This is a genomic window from Pseudomonas sp. FG98, from assembly GCF_057808595.1.
In genome coordinates, this window is record NZ_JBMDIJ010000004.1 from 152475 (window position 1) to 171814 (window position 19340).

Annotated in this window: 17 protein-coding genes; 14 read left to right on the plus strand and 3 right to left on the minus strand. The window is 64.4% G+C overall.

All coding sequences use genetic code 11. The features are described 5' to 3' along the window. Positions 1–6: 6 nt before the first annotated feature. Both thiC and cytX read left to right on the plus strand, forming a co-directional pair. A complete protein-coding gene (gene thiC, locus ACODSK_RS04675) occupies positions 7–1896 on the plus strand; it encodes a phosphomethylpyrimidine synthase ThiC (protein WP_489014186.1) in 1890 nt (629 codons plus the stop codon). A gap of 125 nt (positions 1897–2021) precedes the next feature. Then, a complete protein-coding gene (cytX, locus tag ACODSK_RS04680; protein ID WP_489014188.1) occupies positions 2022–3305 on the plus strand; it encodes a putative hydroxymethylpyrimidine transporter CytX in 1284 nt (427 codons plus the stop codon). On the opposite strand, the gene ACODSK_RS04685 is transcribed toward cytX, so the two are convergent. Then, positions 3274–4020 carry an RsiV family protein gene (locus tag ACODSK_RS04685; RefSeq protein WP_489014190.1) on the minus strand — a complete coding sequence of 249 codons (747 nt, stop codon included), beginning with the start codon at positions 4018–4020 and terminating at the stop codon, positions 3274–3276. The two genes, cytX and ACODSK_RS04685, sit on opposite strands and share 32 nt — an antisense overlap. 186 nt (positions 4021–4206) lie before the next feature. On the opposite strand from ACODSK_RS04685, the gene ACODSK_RS04690 reads away from it, so the two are divergent. The 10 genes from ACODSK_RS04690 (at position 4207) to ACODSK_RS04735 (ending at position 14809) form a co-directional block, all read left to right on the plus strand. Next, positions 4207–4824 carry an NUDIX domain-containing protein gene (locus ACODSK_RS04690; RefSeq protein WP_489014192.1) on the plus strand — a complete coding sequence of 206 codons (618 nt, stop codon included), beginning with the start codon at positions 4207–4209 and terminating at the stop codon, positions 4822–4824. Next, a complete protein-coding gene (locus ACODSK_RS04695; protein ID WP_489014193.1) occupies positions 4815–5267 on the plus strand; it encodes a DUF1249 domain-containing protein in 453 nt (150 codons plus the stop codon). Before ACODSK_RS04690 ends, ACODSK_RS04695 begins: the two co-directional genes overlap by 10 nt. 105 nt (positions 5268–5372) lie before the next feature. Beyond that, the gene (locus tag ACODSK_RS04700) at positions 5373–6617 is read left to right on the plus strand and encodes an FAD-dependent oxidoreductase (protein ID WP_489014194.1); all 1245 of its coding nucleotides are present in this window, start codon (positions 5373–5375) and stop codon (positions 6615–6617) included. 75 nt (positions 6618–6692) lie between these two features. Beyond that, positions 6693–7502, plus strand: coding sequence for a 3',5'-cyclic-AMP phosphodiesterase (gene cpdA, locus ACODSK_RS04705; RefSeq protein ID WP_489014196.1), 810 nt, complete (start codon positions 6693–6695; stop codon positions 7500–7502). 105 nt (positions 7503–7607) lie between these two features. After that, on the plus strand, positions 7608–8216 hold the full coding sequence (locus ACODSK_RS04710; RefSeq protein WP_489014197.1) for a YqiA/YcfP family alpha/beta fold hydrolase: 609 nt from the start codon (positions 7608–7610) through the stop codon (positions 8214–8216). A gap of 36 nt (positions 8217–8252) precedes the next feature. Then, positions 8253–10157: a DNA topoisomerase IV subunit B gene (gene parE / locus ACODSK_RS04715; protein WP_489014199.1), complete on the plus strand. Its 1905-nt coding sequence runs from the start codon at positions 8253–8255 to the stop codon at positions 10155–10157. Next, the gene (locus ACODSK_RS04720; protein ID WP_489014201.1) at positions 10154–11140 is read left to right on the plus strand and encodes an esterase-like activity of phytase family protein; all 987 of its coding nucleotides are present in this window, start codon (positions 10154–10156) and stop codon (positions 11138–11140) included. The genes parE and ACODSK_RS04720 overlap by 4 nt, the downstream gene beginning before the upstream one ends. Then, positions 11137–11655, plus strand: a complete 519-nt coding sequence (locus tag ACODSK_RS04725; RefSeq protein ID WP_489014203.1) for a retropepsin-like aspartic protease family protein — start codon at positions 11137–11139, stop codon at positions 11653–11655. Before ACODSK_RS04720 ends, ACODSK_RS04725 begins: the two co-directional genes overlap by 4 nt. Before the next feature lie 10 nt (positions 11656–11665). Further along, the gene (parC, locus tag ACODSK_RS04730) at positions 11666–13924 is read left to right on the plus strand and encodes a DNA topoisomerase IV subunit A (protein ID WP_489014205.1); all 2259 of its coding nucleotides are present in this window, start codon (positions 11666–11668) and stop codon (positions 13922–13924) included. Between the two features lie 171 nt (positions 13925–14095). Next, on the plus strand, positions 14096–14809 hold the full coding sequence (locus ACODSK_RS04735) for a PqiC family protein (RefSeq protein WP_489014207.1): 714 nt from the start codon (positions 14096–14098) through the stop codon (positions 14807–14809). A gap of 178 nt (positions 14810–14987) precedes the next feature. On the opposite strand, the gene ACODSK_RS04740 is transcribed toward ACODSK_RS04735, so the two are convergent. After that, entirely contained in the window at positions 14988–16499 is a 1512-nt protein-coding gene (locus ACODSK_RS04740) for a histidine kinase (RefSeq protein WP_489014208.1), read from the minus strand. 135 nt (positions 16500–16634) lie between these two features. Between ACODSK_RS04740 and serB the strand changes: the two genes are divergently transcribed. Together serB and ACODSK_RS04750 are read left to right on the plus strand one after the other, a co-directional pair. Next, a complete protein-coding gene (gene serB / locus ACODSK_RS04745) occupies positions 16635–17849 on the plus strand; it encodes a phosphoserine phosphatase SerB (RefSeq protein ID WP_489014209.1) in 1215 nt (404 codons plus the stop codon). Between the two features lie 151 nt (positions 17850–18000). Then, positions 18001–18408 (plus strand): lectin OAA family protein, encoded by a 408-nt coding sequence (locus ACODSK_RS04750; RefSeq protein ID WP_489014210.1) that lies wholly within the window; start codon positions 18001–18003, stop codon positions 18406–18408. Positions 18409–18462: 54 nt separating this feature from the next. Here the strand turns inward: ACODSK_RS04750 and asd are convergent, their stop codons facing one another. Next, positions 18463–19332, minus strand: coding sequence for an archaetidylserine decarboxylase (gene asd / locus ACODSK_RS04755; RefSeq protein ID WP_489014212.1), 870 nt, complete (start codon positions 19330–19332; stop codon positions 18463–18465). Positions 19333–19340: the final 8 nt, after the last annotated feature.

The following is a 19340-nucleotide window of genomic DNA, read 5'->3' on the forward strand; positions in this document are numbered from 1 at the left end:
CCTGTGATGACCAAACAAGAAAAATACCCGACCAACCTGAGCGAATCCGCCCAGGTCGACCAGCAATCCGTACAGCCTTTCACCCGCTCGCGCAAAGTCTATGTCGAGGGCTCGCGCCCGGACATCCGCGTGCCGATGCGGGAAATCAGCCTCGACGACACCCCTACCGATTTCGGCGGCGAAGCCAATGCCCCGGTGCTGGTCTATGACACCTCCGGCCCATACACCGATCCGAACGTCATCATCGACGTGCGCAAGGGTCTGGGGGACGTGCGTTCGGCCTGGATCGACGACCGTGGCGATACCGAGCGTCTCGACGGTCTGTCGTCCGACTTCGGCCAGCAGCGCCTGGCCGACGCCGAGCTGACCAAGCTGCGCTTCGCCCACGTGCGCAACCCGCGCCGGGCCAAGGCCGGGGCCAACGTCAGCCAGATGCACTACGCGCGCAAAGGCATCATCACTGCGGAGATGGAATACGTCGCCCTGCGCGAAAACATGAAGCTGCAGGAAGCCCGTGCCGCCGGCCTGCTCGACCAGCAGCACGCCGGTCACAGCTTCGGCGCGAGCATTCCGAAGGAAATCACCCCTGAGTTCGTCCGCGAGGAAATCGCCCGCGGTCGCGCCATCATCCCGGCCAACATCAACCACGTGGAACTGGAGCCGATGATCATCGGCCGCAACTTCCTGGTGAAGATCAACGGCAACATCGGCAACAGCGCCCTGGGTTCCTCGATCGAGGAAGAAGTGGCCAAGCTGACCTGGGGCATCCGCTGGGGTTCGGACACGGTGATGGACCTGTCCACCGGCAAGCACATCCATGAAACCCGCGAGTGGATCATCCGCAACTCGCCGGTGCCGATCGGTACCGTACCGATCTACCAGGCCCTGGAAAAGGTCAACGGCGTGGCCGAGGACCTGACCTGGGAGCTGTTCCGCGACACCCTGATCGAACAGGCCGAGCAGGGCGTGGACTACTTCACCATCCACGCCGGCGTGCTGCTGCGCTATGTGCCGCTGACCGCCAAGCGGGTCACCGGCATCGTCAGCCGCGGCGGCTCGATCATGGCCAAGTGGTGCCTGGCGCATCACAAGGAGAACTTCCTTTACACCCACTTCGACGAAATCTGCGAAATCATGAAGGCCTACGACGTCAGCTTCTCGCTGGGCGACGGCCTGCGTCCGGGCTCGATTGCCGACGCCAACGACGAAGCGCAGTTCGGCGAACTGGAAACCCTTGGCGAACTGACCAAGATCGCCTGGAAGCATGACGTGCAGTGCATGATCGAAGGCCCGGGCCACGTGCCGATGCAGTTGATCAAGGAGAACATGGACAAGCAGCTGGAGTGCTGCGACGAGGCGCCGTTCTACACCCTCGGCCCGCTGACCACCGACATCGCCCCGGGCTACGACCACATCACCTCCGGTATCGGTGCCGCGATGATCGGCTGGTTCGGTTGCGCCATGCTCTGCTACGTCACGCCCAAGGAGCACCTCGGCCTGCCGAACAAGGATGACGTCAAGACCGGGATCATCACCTACAAGATCGCCGCCCATGCCGCCGACCTTGCCAAAGGCCACCCGGGTGCGCAGATCCGCGACAACGCCCTGAGCAAGGCGCGCTTCGAGTTCCGCTGGGAAGACCAGTTCAACCTCGGCCTGGATCCGGACACCGCCCGGTCGTTCCATGACGAGACCCTGCCGAAGGACTCGGCCAAGGTTGCGCACTTCTGCTCGATGTGCGGGCCGAAGTTCTGCTCGATGAAGATCACCCAGGAAGTCCGCGAATACGCCGCCAACCAGCGCATCGACGTGGTGGACGTGGCGGTCGAGGACGGCATGCGCGAGCAGGCCGAGCGGTTCCGCCAGGAAGGCAGCCAGTTGTACAAGAAAGTCTGAGGTGAGCCCATCGCTGGCAAGCCAGCTCCCACAAGGGCCGCGGTGCATGCAGTCCCTGTGGGAGCTGGCTTGCCAGCGATAGGGCCCTTGAAATCAACAAAAAAACATCTGCCGAGACCACCATCGTGTCCCTACCCAGCAACTACTCTCCCGATTCCCCCGTCCCCGGCCACCAGCGCATTTTCGGCGCCCGTGACCTGTTCTCCCTGTGGTTCTCCCTCGGCATCGGCCTGATGGTGCTGCAGACCGGCGCGCTGCTGGCGCCGGGCCTGGGCCTGGCCGGATCGGTCCTGGCGATCGCCATGGGTACTCTGGTGGGGGTTCTGTTGCTGGCGGCGGTCGGGGTGATCGGCAGTGATACCGGCCTGTCGGCCATGGCCGCCCTGCGCCTGAGCCTGGGCAAGCACGGCGCGGCGCTGCCGGCGGTGCTCAATCTGCTGCAACTGATCGGCTGGGGCTCGTTCGAGATCATCGTCATGCGCGATGCCGCCAGCCTGCTCGGCGCCCAGTCGTTCGGCGAGCACAGCGCCTGGAACAGCCCACTGCTGTGGACCCTGTTCTTCGGCGGCCTGGCCACCCTGCTGGCGGTGAGCGGTCCGCTGACCTTCGTCCGCCGCATCCTGCGCAAATGGGGAATCTGGCTGCTGCTGGGCGCTTGCCTGTGGCTGACCTGGAACCTGTTCGCCAAGGCCGATCTGGCGGCGCTCTGGGTCAAGGCTGGTGATGGTTCGATGTCGCTGGCGGTAGGCTTCGATATCGCCATTGCCATGCCGCTGTCCTGGCTGCCGCTGATCGCCGATTACTCGCGTTTCGGCAAGCGTGCCAGCCGGGTGTTCGGCGGTACCGCATTGGGCTTCTTCATCGGCAACTTCTGGTTGATGAGCCTGGGCGTGGCCTACACCCTGGCCTTCGCGCCGAGCGGTGAGGTCAATGCGCTGCTGCTGGCACTGGCCGGTGCTGGCCTGGGGCTTCCGCTGCTGCTGATCCTGCTCGACGAATCCGAAAACGCCTTCGCCGATATCCACTCGGCGGCGGTGTCCAGCGGTCTGCTGCTGCGCCTGAAGGTGGAGCACCTGGCCCTGGCAATCGGCGTGGTTTGCACCCTGATCGCCTGCTTCGCGCCGCTGGCGCAGTACCAGAACTTCCTGCTGCTGATCGGCTCGGTGTTCGCGCCGCTGTTCGGCGTGGTGCTGGTGGATCACTTCGTGCTGCGTCGCCGCCGTCTGCCGGCCCAGGTCGGCTCACTGCACCTGGGTGCCGTGCTGGCCTGGGCGGGTGGGGTGGCGACCTATCACCTGCTGGCCAACTACGCGCCGGATGTCGGGGCAACCCTGCCGGCGCTGCTGCTGGCAGGTGTGCTCCACGCGGTGTTCAGCTTCAGCCGCGGCCGGGAAACAGTTCCGGCTTGATCACGCCGTTCAGGCGCGGGTAGGGGATCTTCAGTTCGACGTGGCCCATGGCGTAGGGTGCCAGGGCGTACACGTCGTACTTGAGCAGCACCGCGCCGTAGGTCAGGGCGATGTTCGCGGTTTTCTGGAATGGCCAGTTCTTCACGAACTCCGCGTCCTGATCCAGCTTGTTGGCGATCAGCCAGCCGCGGTGGGCCTCTTCCACGGTCTTCCAGAAGGTGTCTTCCTGACCCGGCACCAGCATGTCCTGCAGGGTCAGGACCTTTTCCTGCTGGCGCGACCAGTTGATGAAGGCGCGCCCCGGGCTGCCATGGGCGCCGCCGGTGTCCAGGTAGCTGGACAGTTCGACGATCACCAGTCCGTCATGCTGCTCGCGTACCTTGGCCTGCAAATAGGTGCTGTGGCGGCTTTCGGCCGAGCGCATGAAGCTGTCTTCGTAGGCCTTGAGCGAGGTCGGCAGCGCTGCGCCTTCGCCGTCGCGGGTCAGTTGCAGCAGGCCGCGCTCGACCACGGCATCCAGTTGCGGCTGTGCCGGGAAGTGCAGGGTGTCGATGTTCACCAGCGGGCAGTCGCTGGCGCTGCAGCCGGGCTTGATGTGCTCCCAGGCCTCGCGCTTGACCTCCAGCGGCTTGCGCATATTGGGCTGGAAAACGCTCTGGCACGCCCCCAGGACAAGGGCCAGGACAGCCACGGTAGTCAGTTTGACAAGCGTCATGATGATCCTTCTGGAACGACGGTGATCGGCCTTGGACCGTCGGCAGGGCCTTCGGTTCGCCACTAATCTTGAATAGACGGATGGCGCCTATCCTCGCAGCCCTCGGGTTGACTTTAAAGAGGGTGAAAGCCGAGGGTCCGCGGGGTAGGATTGCGCGAAGCTGCACGTAAGGCATTGAGGATTTCCATGACAGACAAGTTGAATAGCGTTCCAACGGCCGTTGATATCGTTCAGCGCGAGACCTGTTTCCAGGGCTTCTACCGGCTCGACCGGGTGCGCTTGCGCCACGAACTGTTCGCCGGTGGCATGGGCCGCGAGATCAGCCGCGAGCTGTTCGTTCGCCACGATGCCGTGTGCGTCCTGCCCTACGATCCGCAGCGCGACGAAGTGGTGCTGATCGAGCAGTTCCGCGTTGGTGCCCTGGACAAGACCGCCAACCCCTGGCTGGTGGAACTGGTCGCCGGTCTGATCGACAAGGACGAACAGCCGGAAGAGGTTGCGCATCGCGAGGCGCAGGAGGAAGCTGGCCTGGAATTCTCCGCGCTGTGGCCGATGACCCGGTATTTCCCGTCACCCGGCGGCAGCGACGAGTTGGTCCATCTGTACCTCGGTCGTTGCAGCAGCGAGGGGGCTGGCGGGCTGCATGGCCTGGAAGAAGAGGGTGAAGATATCCGCGTGCGGGTCTGGGCATTGGAAGATGCCCTGCAGGCCGTGCGCGACGGGCAGATTGCCAATGCGGCGTCGATCATCGCCTTGCAATGGCTGGCCCTGAACCGCGACGAAGTGAGGGGGATGTGGTCGTGAATCTTGTGCGCGAGCGCTATCGGGTCGATCTGGTTGGCTTGCAGGCTGCCTGCGAGGCGAACTATGCCCGCCTGATGCGCCTGCTGCCGGAAATGCGCACCTCCCTCAGCTCGCGACGCATCGGCATGACCCAGGGCGACCAGATGCTCGGCGTGCTGACCCTCGAGGTGGTGCTGGCCTGCCCGTACACCACCACCCTGCGCGTACGCCAGGAGCACAGCCTGCCCTGGCTGCCGGTGCCACAACTGGAAGTGCAGGTCTATCACGACGCGCGCATGGCCGAGGTGGTCAGCGCCGAGCATGCCCGGCGTTTCCGCAGCGTCTATCCCTACCCCAACGAAGCGATGCACCAGCCGGACGAAAAGGCCCAGCTCAACCTGTTCCTGGGCGAATGGCTGACCCACTGCCTTGCTTGCGGCCATGAATTGGCGATCGTTCGCTGAATTGCGTAGGAAAGCTCAACACCGCTGTTTCCCGCCGAACTGTTGGTCCTGCTGTATGCCAGCCTGCGTTCCATCACGCTTTTGTGATCGAACGTGGAGCAACGTATGCATATTGCAGTGGCAGGAGCGGGATGGAGTGGGTGTCACATTGCCCTTGAACTGGCAGCGCGCGGGCATCGGGTACTGCTGATCGAGCGTGAAGCGGACATTTTCAACGGGGTGTCCGGAAGCTTCGGCATCCGCTTGCACAAAGGGCCGCATTACCCGCGTTCGCGCGCGACGCGCGATCTCTGCGCAACCACCTTGCAGCGCTTTTGCGCGCACTACCCGGAGCTGGTGGTGGCGCATGAGGCCGCGGTCTATGCCCACGGCACGCTGGATGCCATCGGGCGTCCGTCGAAGGTGTCCGGCGAGGTCTTTGCCGAGGTCTGCCACGAATCGCCGGGCTGCCGGCGGATCGATCTTTCCGCGTCGGGCTATCGGAACCTGGAGGCGGCCTACGACCTCAATGAGCCTAGCGCCGTACTGGGTGGGCGTTTGCGCGATTACTTCCGCGCCCGGCTGGCGACGGCGGGTGTCGAGGTCCGCTGCCAGCGCCAGGTGCTGGAGGCGCATGCGGGCGGTGGGCGGGTACGCCTGTCGCTGGACGGCGGTGAGTCCGTGGAGGTCGATCGGTTGGTCAATACCACCGGCTACCAGTCGTTGGTCCCGCCGGCCGTGCCCGTGCTGGACGTGGTCTACCAGGTGTGCCTGGGCCTGGACTACGAAGACCGCGAGCCCGGGCAGAAGCCGATCTCGTTCATTGTCATGGATGGGTGGTTTCCGTGCCTGATGCCGTGCATCGACCGTCACGACCAGCTTCCCCGCAACTACGTGCTGACCCACGGCAGCTACACGATCCTCGGCTCGTTCCCGACGCCAGGGCGGGCCCGGGCATTGCTGGAGTCCCTGGATGACGCATTCGTCGAGTCGAAGGTCCGCCTGCTCAGCGAGCAGCAGATGTGTCGTTTCTGGCCCGGATTCCGGCCGCGCTTTCGCTATACCGGCTGGAAGGGCGTGGTGCTCGCCAAGCTCAGGACCCGCTCGGAGTTTCGCGGCGCGGTGGTGTTCGAGCAGGCCGGCATCATCCATGTGTTTCCGGGAAAGATCACCCACGTACTGCAAGCGGGTGATGAGGTGCTGGCGTTGCTGGAGGACAGCGATTGCATCGTGAAGGATGGCTTGCGCCATGTGCGGGGCGGAGTGCTGGACAGCGCCCGGCGCGAGATTGTCGAAAAACCACAGGCCGGTGAGGCGAATACCGCCGACCTGCAGACCCATGAAATGCTGAGGTCGACGGAGCATGTGTGACCGGTCGCGCATTCCGGGGGTTGGCCGTCCCATTCGCTGGCCGCATAATTCGAACTTTCTTACGAGGACTATGCCTTGCCGAGCCCGACCACCGAGGCGGCGCCGATCCTGTTGGTGCAGCTTTCCGACAGCCATCTGTTTGCCGATGCGGACGGCTCGCTGCTGGGCATGAATACCCACGACAGCCTGCGGCGGGTGATCGAGCGGGTGCTGGCCGAGCAGGAGCGGGTTGACCTGGTGCTGGCGACCGGGGATCTCTCCCAGGACGGTACCGATGCGTCCTACCAGCAATTCCGGCACATGACCGCAGCCATCAAGGCACCGGCGCGCTGGCTGGCGGGCAATCACGACGAGCCGCTGCCGATGGAGCGTGCCGCGGCCGGGACCGATCTGCTCGACGCGGTGACCGATATCGGCAACTGGCGGGTAGTGATGCTCGACTCGTCGATTCCCGGCTCCGTGCCAGGCTATCTCGACGAACGCCAGCTGCAACTGCTGGAACAGGCCCTGGCGGACGCCGGCGAGCGCCATTGCCTGGTCTGCCTGCATCACCAGCCGGTGTCCATCGATTGCGCCTGGATGGCCCCCATTGGCCTGCGCAATCCGGAGGCTTTGTTCCAGCGCCTGGAGTCCTTCCCCCAGGTCCGGGCGTTGCTTTGGGGGCATATCCACCAGGAGTGGGACCAGCAACGCGGCGACCTGCGCTTGCTGGCCTCGCCATCGACCTGTGTGCAGTTCGAGCCGGGCAGCGACGATTTCAAGGTCGATGAACAGCGTCCGCCCGGCTACCGTTGGCTGGCGCTGCACGACGACGGTCGGCTGGAGACCGGAGTTTCCCGTCTGAAGGATTTTGCCTTCAGCGTGGACTACGGCAACGGCTACTGAAGCATCGCGCAATCTCTAAAGCTGAATCATTTCCCTCTTATCAGGCTAAACTGCGCGTCTTTGTGCCCGCTGCTCGCGGGCGCTCCAAGGAAATCCGGGGGCGGAATGTCGGGCTCGATCCTTTACATCCATGGTTTGAACAGTGCGCCGAGCTCGATGAAGGCCAGCCAGTTGCTGGCGGTCATGCAGCGCATCGGCCTGGCCGGGCAACTGCGCGTGCCGGCCCTGCATCACCATCCGCGCCAGGCCATCGCGCAGCTGGAGGCCGATATCGCCGAACTGGGCCGGCCTTTGCTGGTCGGTAGTTCCCTCGGCGGCTACTATGCGACTCATCTGGCCGAACGCCACGGATTGAAAGCGCTGCTGATCAACCCGGCGGTCAATCCGCACCAGTTGTTCGACGGCTACCTGGGCACCCAGACCAACCACTACACCGGCGAAACCTGGGAACTGACCCATGATCATGTGGACGCCCTGGCCGAGCTGGAAGTCGCGCCACCCCAGGACGCCGCGCGCTACCAGGTATGGCTGCAGACCGGCGACGAAACCCTGGATTACCGCCGCGCCGAACGCTTCTACCGGGCCTGCGCCCTGCGTATCGAGGCCGGAGGCGATCACAGCTTCCAGCGCTTCGCCCAGCACCTGCCGGCCCTGCTGAGCTACGCGGGTATTGATGCGAAGACGTATCAGGACCTGGATTTTTCTGTATTTTGATTGCTTATTTTCACCCACGAATGACGACGAGACCCCATGGCCAATCCCAGCGCTAGCGCCTATAACGCAGACGCCATCGAAGTCCTCTCGGGCCTTGACCCGGTGCGCAAGCGTCCGGGCATGTATACCGACACCAGCCGCCCCAACCACCTGGCCCAGGAAGTCATCGACAACAGTGTCGACGAAGCCCTGGCCGGCCATGCCCGTTCGGTGCAGGTGATCCTTCACGCCGACCACTCCCTGGAGGTCTGCGACGACGGTCGCGGCATGCCGGTGGATATCCACCCTGAAGAGGGGGTGTCCGGGGTCGAGCTGATCCTCACCAAGCTGCATGCCGGCGGCAAGTTCTCCAACAAGAACTACCAGTTCTCCGGCGGCCTGCACGGCGTTGGCATCTCGGTGGTCAACGCCCTGTCGACCCAGGTCCGGGTGCGGGTCAAGCGCGACGGCAACGAATACCAGATGACCTTCGCCGACGGCTTCAAGGCCAGCGAGCTGGAAGTCATCGGTACGGTCGGCAAGCGCAATACCGGCACCAGCGTGTATTTCTCCCCGGATCCGAAGTATTTCGATTCGCCGAAGTTCTCCGTCAGCCGCCTCAAGCATGTGCTCAAGGCCAAGGCCGTGTTGTGCCCGGGCCTGACGGTGACCTTCGAGGACAAGAGCACCGGCGAGAAGGTCGAGTGGCACTACGAGGACGGCCTGCGTTCCTACCTGGTCGACTCGGTCAGCGAGTACCTGCGCCTGCCGGACGAGCCGTTCTGCGGCAGCCTGGCCGGCAACAAGGAAGCCGTGGACTGGGCCCTGCTGTGGCTGCCGGAAGGCGGCGATGCGGTCCAGGAAAGCTACGTCAACCTGATTCCCACCGCCCAGGGCGGCACCCACGTCAACGGCCTGCGCCAGGGCCTGCTGGATGCGATGCGCGAGTTCTGCGAGTTCCGCAACCTGCTGCCGCGCGGCGTCAAGCTGGCTCCGGAAGACGTCTGGGAGCGCATCACTTTCGTTCTTTCGATGAAAATGCAGGAGCCGCAGTTCTCCGGGCAGACCAAGGAACGCCTGTCGTCCCGCGAGGCCGCGGCCTTCGTTTCCGGCGTGGTCAAGGACGCCTTCAGCCTGTGGCTCAACGCTCACCCGGAAATGGGCATGCAACTGGCCGAGCTGGCCATCAGCAACGCCGGCCGTCGCCTCAAGGCGAGCAAGAAGGTCGAGCGCAAGCGCGTCACCCAGGGCCCGGCGCTGCCCGGCAAGCTGGCCGACTGCGCGGGCCAGGACCCGATGCGCGCCGAGCTTTTCCTGGTCGAGGGTGATTCCGCCGGTGGTTCGGCCAAGCAGGCGCGGGACAAGGAATTCCAGGCGATCCTGCCGCTGCGGGGCAAGATCCTCAACACCTGGGAAGTGGATGGCGGCGAAGTGCTCGCCAGTCAGGAAGTGCACAATATCGCCGTCGCCATCGGCGTCGATCCGGGCGCGGCGGACCTCAGCCAGTTGCGCTACGGCAAGATCTGCATCCTCGCCGACGCCGACTCCGACGGCCTGCACATCGCCACCTTGCTTTGCGCCCTGTTCGTCCAGCATTTCCGCCCGCTGGTCGAGGCTGGCCACGTTTACGTGGCGATGCCGCCGCTGTACCGCATCGACCTGGGCAAGGAAATCTACTACGCCCTCGACGAAGCCGAGCGCGACGGCATTCTTGACCGCCTGGTGGCCGAGAAGAAGCGTGGCAAGCCGCAGGTCACCCGATTCAAGGGCCTCGGCGAGATGAACCCACCGCAACTGCGCGAAACCACCATGGATCCGAACACCCGGCGCCTGGTCCAGCTGACCCTCGACGACTTCGAGCAGACCCGGGAAGTCATGGACATGCTGCTGGCCAAGAAACGCGCGGGCGACCGCAAGAGCTGGCTGGAGAGCAACGGCAACCTGGCCGAGGTCATGGCTTGATCCGTACGCTGTTGACGGCACTGCTGGCGCTGCTCGCAGTGCCGGCCATGGCCGATCCGTGGCCTGAACTGAGCCTGGTCTCCGAGCATCCGGTCGAAGGTATGCGCGGCGGCAACCTGTCCGGACTGGCGCAGTGCAACGGTGTGCTGTGGACCGTGTCCGACCGCGACGACGACCTGCTGTACAAGCTCGATACCGCCAGCCATGTGTGGCAGGCGCTCGGCGAGCCGCTGGCCGCGCCGCCGGTACCGGATGCCGGTTTCCCGCTGGGCCTGCGTTCGCGGCAGTGGGCCGCTTCGCTGGTGCGCGGTGGTGATCTCGACTTCGAGGGCATCAGCTGCGATGCGGCGGGCAATCGCTATATCGTCAGCGAGGCCCACGCCGCGGTGCTGGAAGTGCCGGTGGAAGGTGAGCCGAACTGGCTGAAGATCGATCCGGCGATGATTCGCCAGGCACGGGCCAGCGGCATGCTACTGCACTTCAATGCGCTGTTCGAAGGCCTTGCCATCAGTCCGGCGGGTGACCGCCTGTGGCTCGCCGCCGAGCGTGAGCGACGCGGGCTGCTGCTGGTCAACCGCAAGCAGAGCACCTGGACCTGCGGCGACGCCTGCGTGCTGCTCAGCGAGGCCGGCACCGAAATGCAGCCGGACCAGTTCCCCAAGGCCCGTGAGGTATCCCGGGACTTCTCCGACCTGGCCCTGTTCGAGGGCAAATTGTTCACCCTGGAACGCAATGCCTACCGCATCTGTCGCCGCGACGCGCAGAGCGGGCAGGTGGAGCGTTGCTGGTCGTTCGCCGGCGAGGCGCTCACGGAACAGCGTCAATACAGCCAGCCCTACGGACTGGCCGAAGCCATGGTGATTGACGCCGAGGGTGCCTGGATCGGCATCGACAACAACAGCGGTGTGCGTGCCGATGGCGAGGATCGCCCGATCATCTGGCGATTCGCCGCACCGAAAGGCGGCTGGAGCGCGAAGAAATGAGCCAGGCACCGGGTCAGCGCATCGGGCGGGTGTTCATGGTTCTGGCCTGGGCGGCCGGGCTGTTTCTTGCCACGCGCTTTTTCGGCGCCTGGGAAGACAAGCAGGTCAATCCCAACAGCCAGATCACCTCGCAACATGGCGAAGGTTTCGTCGAAGTACGTCTGGCCGGCAATGGCCAGGGGCATTTTGTCGCCGACGGCCTGATCAACGGTCAGGCCGTGCATTTCCTGCTCGATACAGGTGCTACCGATGTGGCGATTCCCGAGTCCGTGGCCCGTGATTTCGGCCTGGAGCGCGGCGCTCCGGTGACCGTGAGTACCGCCAATGGCCGCGCCGAGGGTTATCGCACCCGTCTGGACAGCGTGCAATTGGGCGATATCCTGCTGCGCGATGTTCGCGCCCTGGTGGTCCCGGGACTGGATGGCAGCCAGGTATTGCTGGGCATGAGTGCCCTGAAACAACTTGAATTCACCCAGCGCGGCGGCACCTTGCTGCTGCGCCAGACCTTGAACTGATGAGGCCCGCATGAGCGACTCCCTTGATCTGAGCCTCGATGGCGTAGAGCGCCGGTCACTGGCCGACTTCACCGAACAGGCCTACCTCAACTATTCCATGTACGTGATCATGGACCGGGCCCTGCCGCACGTCGGCGACGGCCTGAAGCCGGTACAGCGGCGTATCGTCTACGCCATGAGCGAACTGGGCCTGGATGCCGACTCCAAGCACAAGAAGTCGGCGCGTACCGTCGGTGACGTGCTCGGTAAATTCCACCCCCATGGCGATTCGGCCTGCTACGAGGCCATGGTGCTGATGGCGCAGCCGTTCAGCTATCGCTACACCCTGGTCGATGGCCAGGGCAACTGGGGTGCGCCGGACGATCCGAAGTCCTTCGCCGCCATGCGTTACACCGAGGCGCGCCTGTCGCGTTATTCCGAAGTGCTGCTCAGCGAGCTGGGCCAGGGCACTGCGGACTGGGTACCGAACTTCGACGGTACCCTGGAAGAACCTGCCGTTTTGCCGGCACGTTTGCCGAATATCCTCCTCAATGGCACCACTGGTATCGCCGTGGGCATGGCCACCGACGTGCCGCCGCATAACCTGCGGGAAGTCGCCAGCGCCTGCGTGCGCCTGCTGGACGAGCCGAAAGCCACGGTCGAACAGCTTTGCGAGCATATCCAGGGGCCGGACTATCCGACCGAAGCGGAAATCATCACCCCCCGTGCCGAACTGCTGAAGATCTACGAAAGCGGCCGCGGCTCGATCCGCATGCGTGCCGTCTATCGCATCGAGGACGGCGATATCGTTGTCACCGCGCTGCCGCACCAGGTCTCCGGGGCCAAGGTGCTGGAGCAGATCGCCGCGCAGATGCAGGCGAAGAAACTGCCGATGGTCGCCGACCTGCGTGACGAGTCCGACCACGAGAACCCGTGCCGTATCGTCATCATCGCCCGCTCCAACCGGGTCGATCTCGACGAACTGATGCAGCATCTTTTCGCCACCACCGACCTGGAATCGAGCTACCGGGTCAACGTCAACATCATCGGCCTCGACGGCCGGCCGCAATTGAAGAACCTGCGGGCGCTGCTGCTGGAGTGGCTGGAATTCCGCATCGCTACCGTTCGTCGCCGGTTGAAGTTCCGCCTCGACAAGGTCGAGCGTCGCCTGCATCTGTTGGACGGCTTGCTGGTCGCCTTCCTCAACCTGGACGAAGTGATCCACATCATTCGTACCGAGGACCAGCCGAAACAGGCCCTGATCGCCCGCTTCGACCTGACCGAGATCCAGGCCGACTACATCCTCGAAACCCGTCTGCGCCAGTTGGCGCGGCTGGAAGAGATGAAGATCCGCGGCGAGCAGGAAGAGCTGCTGAAAGAACAGGCCAAGCTGCTGGCCCTGCTGGGCAGCGACACCAAGCTGCGCAAGCTGGTGCGTAGCGAGCTGATCAAGGATGCGGAAACCTACGGCGATGATCGTCGTTCGCCGATCGTTGCCCGTGCCGAGGCCAAGGCCTTGTCCGAAAACGAGCTGATGCCGACCGAGCCGGTCACGGTGGTGCTTTCCGAGAAAGGCTGGGTGCGTTGCGCCAAGGGCCACGACATCGATGCTACCGGGCTGTCGTACAAGGCGGGTGATGGCTTCAAGGTGGCGGCGGCGGGGCGGTCCAACCAGTTCGCCGTGTTTATCGACTCCACCGGACGCAGCTACTCGGTGGCCGCCCATACCCTGCCGTCGGCACGGGGCCAGGGCGAGCCGCTGACCGGCCGTCTGACGCCACCACCGGGGGCGGCATTCGAATGCGTGCTGCTGCCGGATGACGACGCCCTGTACGTGATCGCCTCCGACGCGGGCTATGGCTTCGTGGTCAAGGGCGAGGACCTGCAAGCCAAGAACAAGGCGGGCAAGGCCCTGCTCAGCCTGCCCAATGGCGCCAAGGTGCTGGCACCGCGGCCGGTGGCCGATCGCGAGCAGAACTGGCTGGCGGCGGTCACCACCGAAGGGCGCCTGCTGGTGTTCAAGATCAGCGACCTCCCGCAACTGGGCAAAGGCAAGGGCAACAAGATCATCGGTATACCCGGTGATCGGGTGGCCAGCCGTGAGGAATACGTCACGGACATGGCTGTGCTCGCCGACGGAGCGACCCTTGTATTGCAAGCCGGCAAGCGTACCCTGTCACTCAAGGGTGAAGACCTGGAGCACTACAAGGGCGAGCGTGGGCGCCGCGGCAACAAGCTGCCACGGGGCTTCCAGCGGGTCGATGCGTTGTTGGTCGACACTCCCGAGTAGGACTTGTACACGCCCGGAAACGGTAATTTCCTACGCGTTCCGGGCGTAAATGCTGGAGTCAGAGCGTGTTTTCGCGGATGATAGCCCGCTTGTGGCGTCGGCGTGGCCGGGTGCCCGACTGAATTCTTGAGTATCACTGCGGTGCCGTGTGGTGGCCGCCTGGATGGGATGATGACTTTTCTGCGCCTTCCATTTGTTCTTTTGCTGACCGGTGTGCTCGGCCTGGCCGGGTGCAGCATGCACCAGCCGGTCGCGCTCTATCAGCTCGACAGTGGTGAGCCGGGGCAGCCAAAGCAGGCTGCCGGCATGTCGGTGGTGCTGGGACCGGTTTCGGTCGCTGACTACCTGCAACGCGAGACCCTGCTGCAGCGCCAGCCCGACGGCAGCCTCACTGCGGCGACGGACGGTCGCTGGGCGGGTAGCCTGTCCTCCGATATCGATCAATTGCTGGTACGTCAGCTGGCCTGGCGCCTGGATAGCCAGCGGGTAGTCCTGGCGCCTGCCAGTACCGGTTTCAACCCGGATGTGCAGGTGCTGCTGTCGATCACTCGCCTGGATTCCGGTGCCAACCAGCCGGCGATCCTCGATGCCCAATGGCGTTTGCTCGACCGCCGCGGCCAGGTGCGGGACAACCGTATCGTCCACCTCGAACAACCGCATGCAGGTAGTTCGGCGGCGCAGGTGCAGGCCCAGGGCCAGTTGCTGCAAAAGCTCGCCGAACAACTGAGCACCGCGCTCAAGCCGCTGGCCAACCAGCCAGCGATCGCCGAAGAGGCGCCTGCGAAGAAACCGGCGGCACCGGTTCAGGTGCGCAAGGAACCGGAGAAGCCGAAGATTCCGATGGCTTCGCCGATCCGTACTGATATGGAAGTGTTCCGGTTCTGACCGGAGGCCCAATGAAAAAGCCCGCAGCGATGCGGGCTTTTTTATTGGGTGCTGGAAACAGCTTTGTCTGTACTGGCCCTATCGCTGGCAACGCCAGCTCCCACAGGTTCAGTGGTGTCCACGGTCACTGTGGGAGCTGGCGTTGCCAGCGATGAGGCTATCAGCAGCACTACAACCCTCAGCTTTTCACCTGCCGCTCATGCATCCGCGCCAGTTGGCGCTCCAGCATCGACGGATAGGGCTCCATCAACCGCTCTACGCAGCAAGCACCTTCAGGGCTGGCAATCGGGCGAATCCGCGCACGCTGGCGGATCAGGGCGTCATCGCTGATCTTGCGCTCCACCAGCAGCAAGTTGCGGCTGTGTTGCGACAGCGCCAGGGCGTCCTGGGCCTTTTCGGTCAGCAGCAGGTCGATCTGGCTCAGGCCATTCAGGTCTTCACCCAGGGCCAGGCCCAATTGCAGTTGCAGGGTGATGCCACTGTCGGCCACCTCCACTTGCAAGGCATGGCCCAGGGCGCGCAACAGCTCGCCGCAGCAGATGGCATTGGTCAGGTAGTCTTCGCCGCTGTCCTGGCTGTGGAACAGCAGCAGGGTGCTGCCGTCGTTGAGCGTCTGCACTTCGCCTTCATACAGCGAAGCGGCTTGCTCCAGGCAGTCGCGATAGCGTTCCAGCAGCTCGGTCAGGCGGGTGCGGGGCAGGCGCCGCAGTTGCTCCTGGGAGCCCAGTTGTACGGCAAGCACGGCGCTTTTCGTCGGTTCACGCGGTGCGGCAGGCTTGGCGGCGAGCGGGGCAGCAGCCGGGGCCACATCATCACGCAGGTCGGCGAAGGCGTCGTCGTCCTCGTCTTCTTCGGCTTCCACCACGCGCTTGGGCGCGCGCACCACCGCAGGTGCCTCGTCGAAGTCCGGATCCCGCAGGTCGCGGACCTCGAACGGTTCGGCGTCTTCTTCCTCGAAACCGCCCTCGATCTCCGGTTCCGGCTCGACCGGCTTCGGTGGCGGGGCGAAACGCGAGTGCAACTGGCGCGCAAGGTCGCCGATCTCGTCCTGGCGCTCGGTGGCCGGGGTGTATTCGTCGAGGTCGCGCAGCCACACCCGCAGTTGCAGCAGCGGCGTGGAGATGTAGCGGCCGAGGCGCAGGCTCATGGTCAGTGCCAGGGCCAGCAGGATGCCGGCGAGGATGCCCATGCTCTGCAGGCTGATGGTCATCGGCTGCTGGAACTGGCTCATGTCCAGGCTGATGCGCAGTTGCCCGGCGGTGACGTCCTGGAAGGTGATCTTGGTCTGGTACAGGCCTTCGGCCTCGCCCAGCAGGCTGTTCTTCGGACGCTGGCCGGCTTCGGCGAGGATGCGGTTGTCGACGCTGTAGATGGCGGCGTGGGCCACCAGCGGGTTCTTCACCAGGTTGCCGAGCAGCACGTTGAGGCTGAGGATGTCGTTGGACACCAGCAGCTCGGTGGCCGAGGTCGCGGTCTGGGTGGTCAGGCTCTGGCCCAGGGCGTCGGCCTGCTCGTGCATGGCTTCCTTGAACTGCAAACCCATCACGCAGGCATAGATCACCAGCGCCAGGGCAACCAGGAAGACGTTGTGGCAGGCGATGCGCAGTGCCAGTGGCACGCGACGCTGACGCAGGGCACGGAAGATCAGCAGGAAGAAGTTGTCGGTTTTGACGGGCGTGGGCCGGTTCACTGAGCGCGGCTCTTTATGACGGAGAAATTGCTGCGCAGTATAGCGAGCGGCCTCGGGACGGCAAAGCATCGACTGCGCCCGATGGTCCGTAAAAGGCGGTAGAATGCGCATTTTTTGCACGTCCTGGAGCTCGTCTTGCGCGAAATCGTCTTGATCAACATCACCGGTGAGGACCGTCCGGGTCTGACCGCGGCCATTACCGGCGTTCTGGCCCGTGGCGGTGTGAATATCCTCGATATTGGCCAGGCGGTGATCCACGACACCCTGTCGTTCGGCATCCTGGTCGAGATTCCCGGTACGGAACAGGGCTCCTCGGTACTCAAGGACCTGCTGTTCACCGGCTACGAACTGAACCAGCAGGTGCGCTTCACCCCGGTGTCGGAAGACGACTACCGCAACTGGGTGGCCAACCAGGGCAAGCCGCGCCATATCGTGACCCTGCTGACCCGCAAGGTGACCGCCGAGCAACTGCAACGGGTCAGCTCCATCACTGCCAAGTACGGGCTGAACATCGATCATATCGACCGTCTGTCCGGTCGCGTTGCGCTGGATACCCCGGTGGAGCAGAGCAAGGGCTGCATCGAGTTTTCCGTGCGCGGCGAGCCGGCTGACCCGCAGGCCCTGCGTGCCGAGTTCCTCAGCGTCGCCCAGGAGCTGGGTGTGGATATCGCCTTCCAGCAGGACTCGCTGTTCCGCCGTAACCGTCGCCTGGCGGTGTTCGACATGGACTCGACCCTGATCGAAGCCGAAGTGATCGACGAACTGGCCAAGGCCGCCGGCGTCGGCGAGCAGGTTTCGGAAATCACCGAGCGCGCCATGCGCGGCGAGCTGGACTTCCGCGCCAGCTTCAAGGAGCGCTTGGCGCTGCTCAAGGGCCTGGACGTCAGCGTGCTGGACGAAATCGGTGCCTCGCTGCGCCTGACCGAAGGCGCCGAGACCCTGTTCGCCGAGCTCAAGCGCCTGGGCTACAAGACCGCCATTCTCTCCGGCGGCTTCACCTACTTCGCCAAGCAACTGCAAGCCAAGCTGGGCATCGACTATGTGTTCGCCAACGAACTGGAAGTGGTCGATGGCAAGTGCACCGGCGTTGCCATCGAGCCGATCGTCGATGCACAGCGCAAGGCCGACCTGCTGACCGAACTGGCGCGCAAGGAAGGCTTGCAGATGGAGCAGACCATCGCTGTCGGCGATGGCGCCAACGACCTGCCGATGCTCGGCATTGCTGGCCTGGGCGTGGCGTTCCGCGCCAAGCCGCTGGTGCGCCAGTCGGCCAAGCAGGCGATCTCCACCCTGGGCCTCGATGGTGTGCTCTACCTGCTGGGCATGCGTGATCGCGAAGGCAATGCCTGATTAGAGCGAACGGTTCTAACCATTCGTCCCTTGTTCCCTGGCGTTCTTTGCGAGGCGGCTAGGCTTGCTCGCGTGCGGTCCGTTCCCAGGGCCGCACGGCCGGTCTGGAAACTGGCCGGTCCCCACCAGCAACTTCAAGGAGATGAAGTTCATGGCGAACAACAAGTACGCAGTTCAGAACCAATGGGGTGGTAACAGTGCACCGTGGCATCCGGGTGGAACCTGGCAGCTGGGTGCGCGGGATAACCAGAAGGTCGTGGCCATCGATATCCGTTCCGGTGACGGCGGTGTGACCTTCAAAGGCCAGATGACCTATTCGGGCGAAGGTCCGATCGGCTTCAAGGCCAAGCGTGTCGCCCAGAACCGCTACGAAGTCCAGAACCAGTGGGGCGGCAACGACGCTCCGTGGCATCCGGGTGGCGAATGGGTCATTGGCGGCCGTGACAACCAGAGCGTGGTTGCCCTGAGCGTCAAGTCGAACGATGGCGGCAAGAGCCTTGATGGCACCAACACCTATGACAACGAAGGCCCGATCGGCTTCCGCAGTCATCTGGAGTAAGGCGCCAGGCTGAAGAACCGCCCCCTGCATCGGGGGCGGTTTGCGTTGCGGGGATCAGGCTTGCGCTGCGACCGGCAGGGCCATGCCCTGACCCATGGTGACTGGCGAACCGGCACCGAGATTCTCGCCCCACTTCACCTGCTCCGGCCCGAACAGCACGATGGCGGTGGAGCCCAGCTTGAAGCGGCCCAGTTCCGCACCCTTCTCCAGATGGATCGGCGCACGCGAGGCTTCGTCGTAGCGGAAGGTTTTCAGCTCGCGCTTCGGCGGGGTGACCAGGCCGGCCCAGACCGTCTCGATCGAGGCGACGATCATCGCACCCACCAGCACCACGGCCATCGGCCCGCGCTCGGTATCGAACAGGCACACCACGCGTTCGTTGCGGGCGAACAGTTCCGGGACGTTTTCCGCGGTGGTCTGGTTCACCGAGAACAGGCGGCCAGGCACGTAGATCATTTCACGCAGGGTACCGGCCAGCGGCATGTGCACGCGGTGGTAGTCCTTTGGCGACAGGTACACGGTGGCGAATTCGCCGCCCATGAACGGTGCTGCATTGGCCGGGTCGCCGCCAAGCAGTTCCTGGGCGCTGTAGCTGTGGCCCTTGGCCTGGAAGATGCGGCCGTGCTCGATCGGGCCCAGCTGGCTGATGGCACCGTCGGCCGGGCAGAGGATCGCCCCCGGCGTCTCGTCGAGCGGGCGGGCACCCGGCTTCAGGGCGCGGGTGAAGAAGTCGTTGAAGTGCTCGTAGGCAGTCAGGTCTTCCACCAGGGCCTGGGACATGTCGACCTGGTAGCGCTTGGCGAACCAGGCGGTGAAGGCGTTCTTGAACCAGCGCACGCGGCATTCGGCGATGCAGCCGGCCAGGCGCGAGAGCAGGTGATGGGGCAGCAGGTACTGGCTGATGATGAACAAACGGGATTTCATTGGGTTTC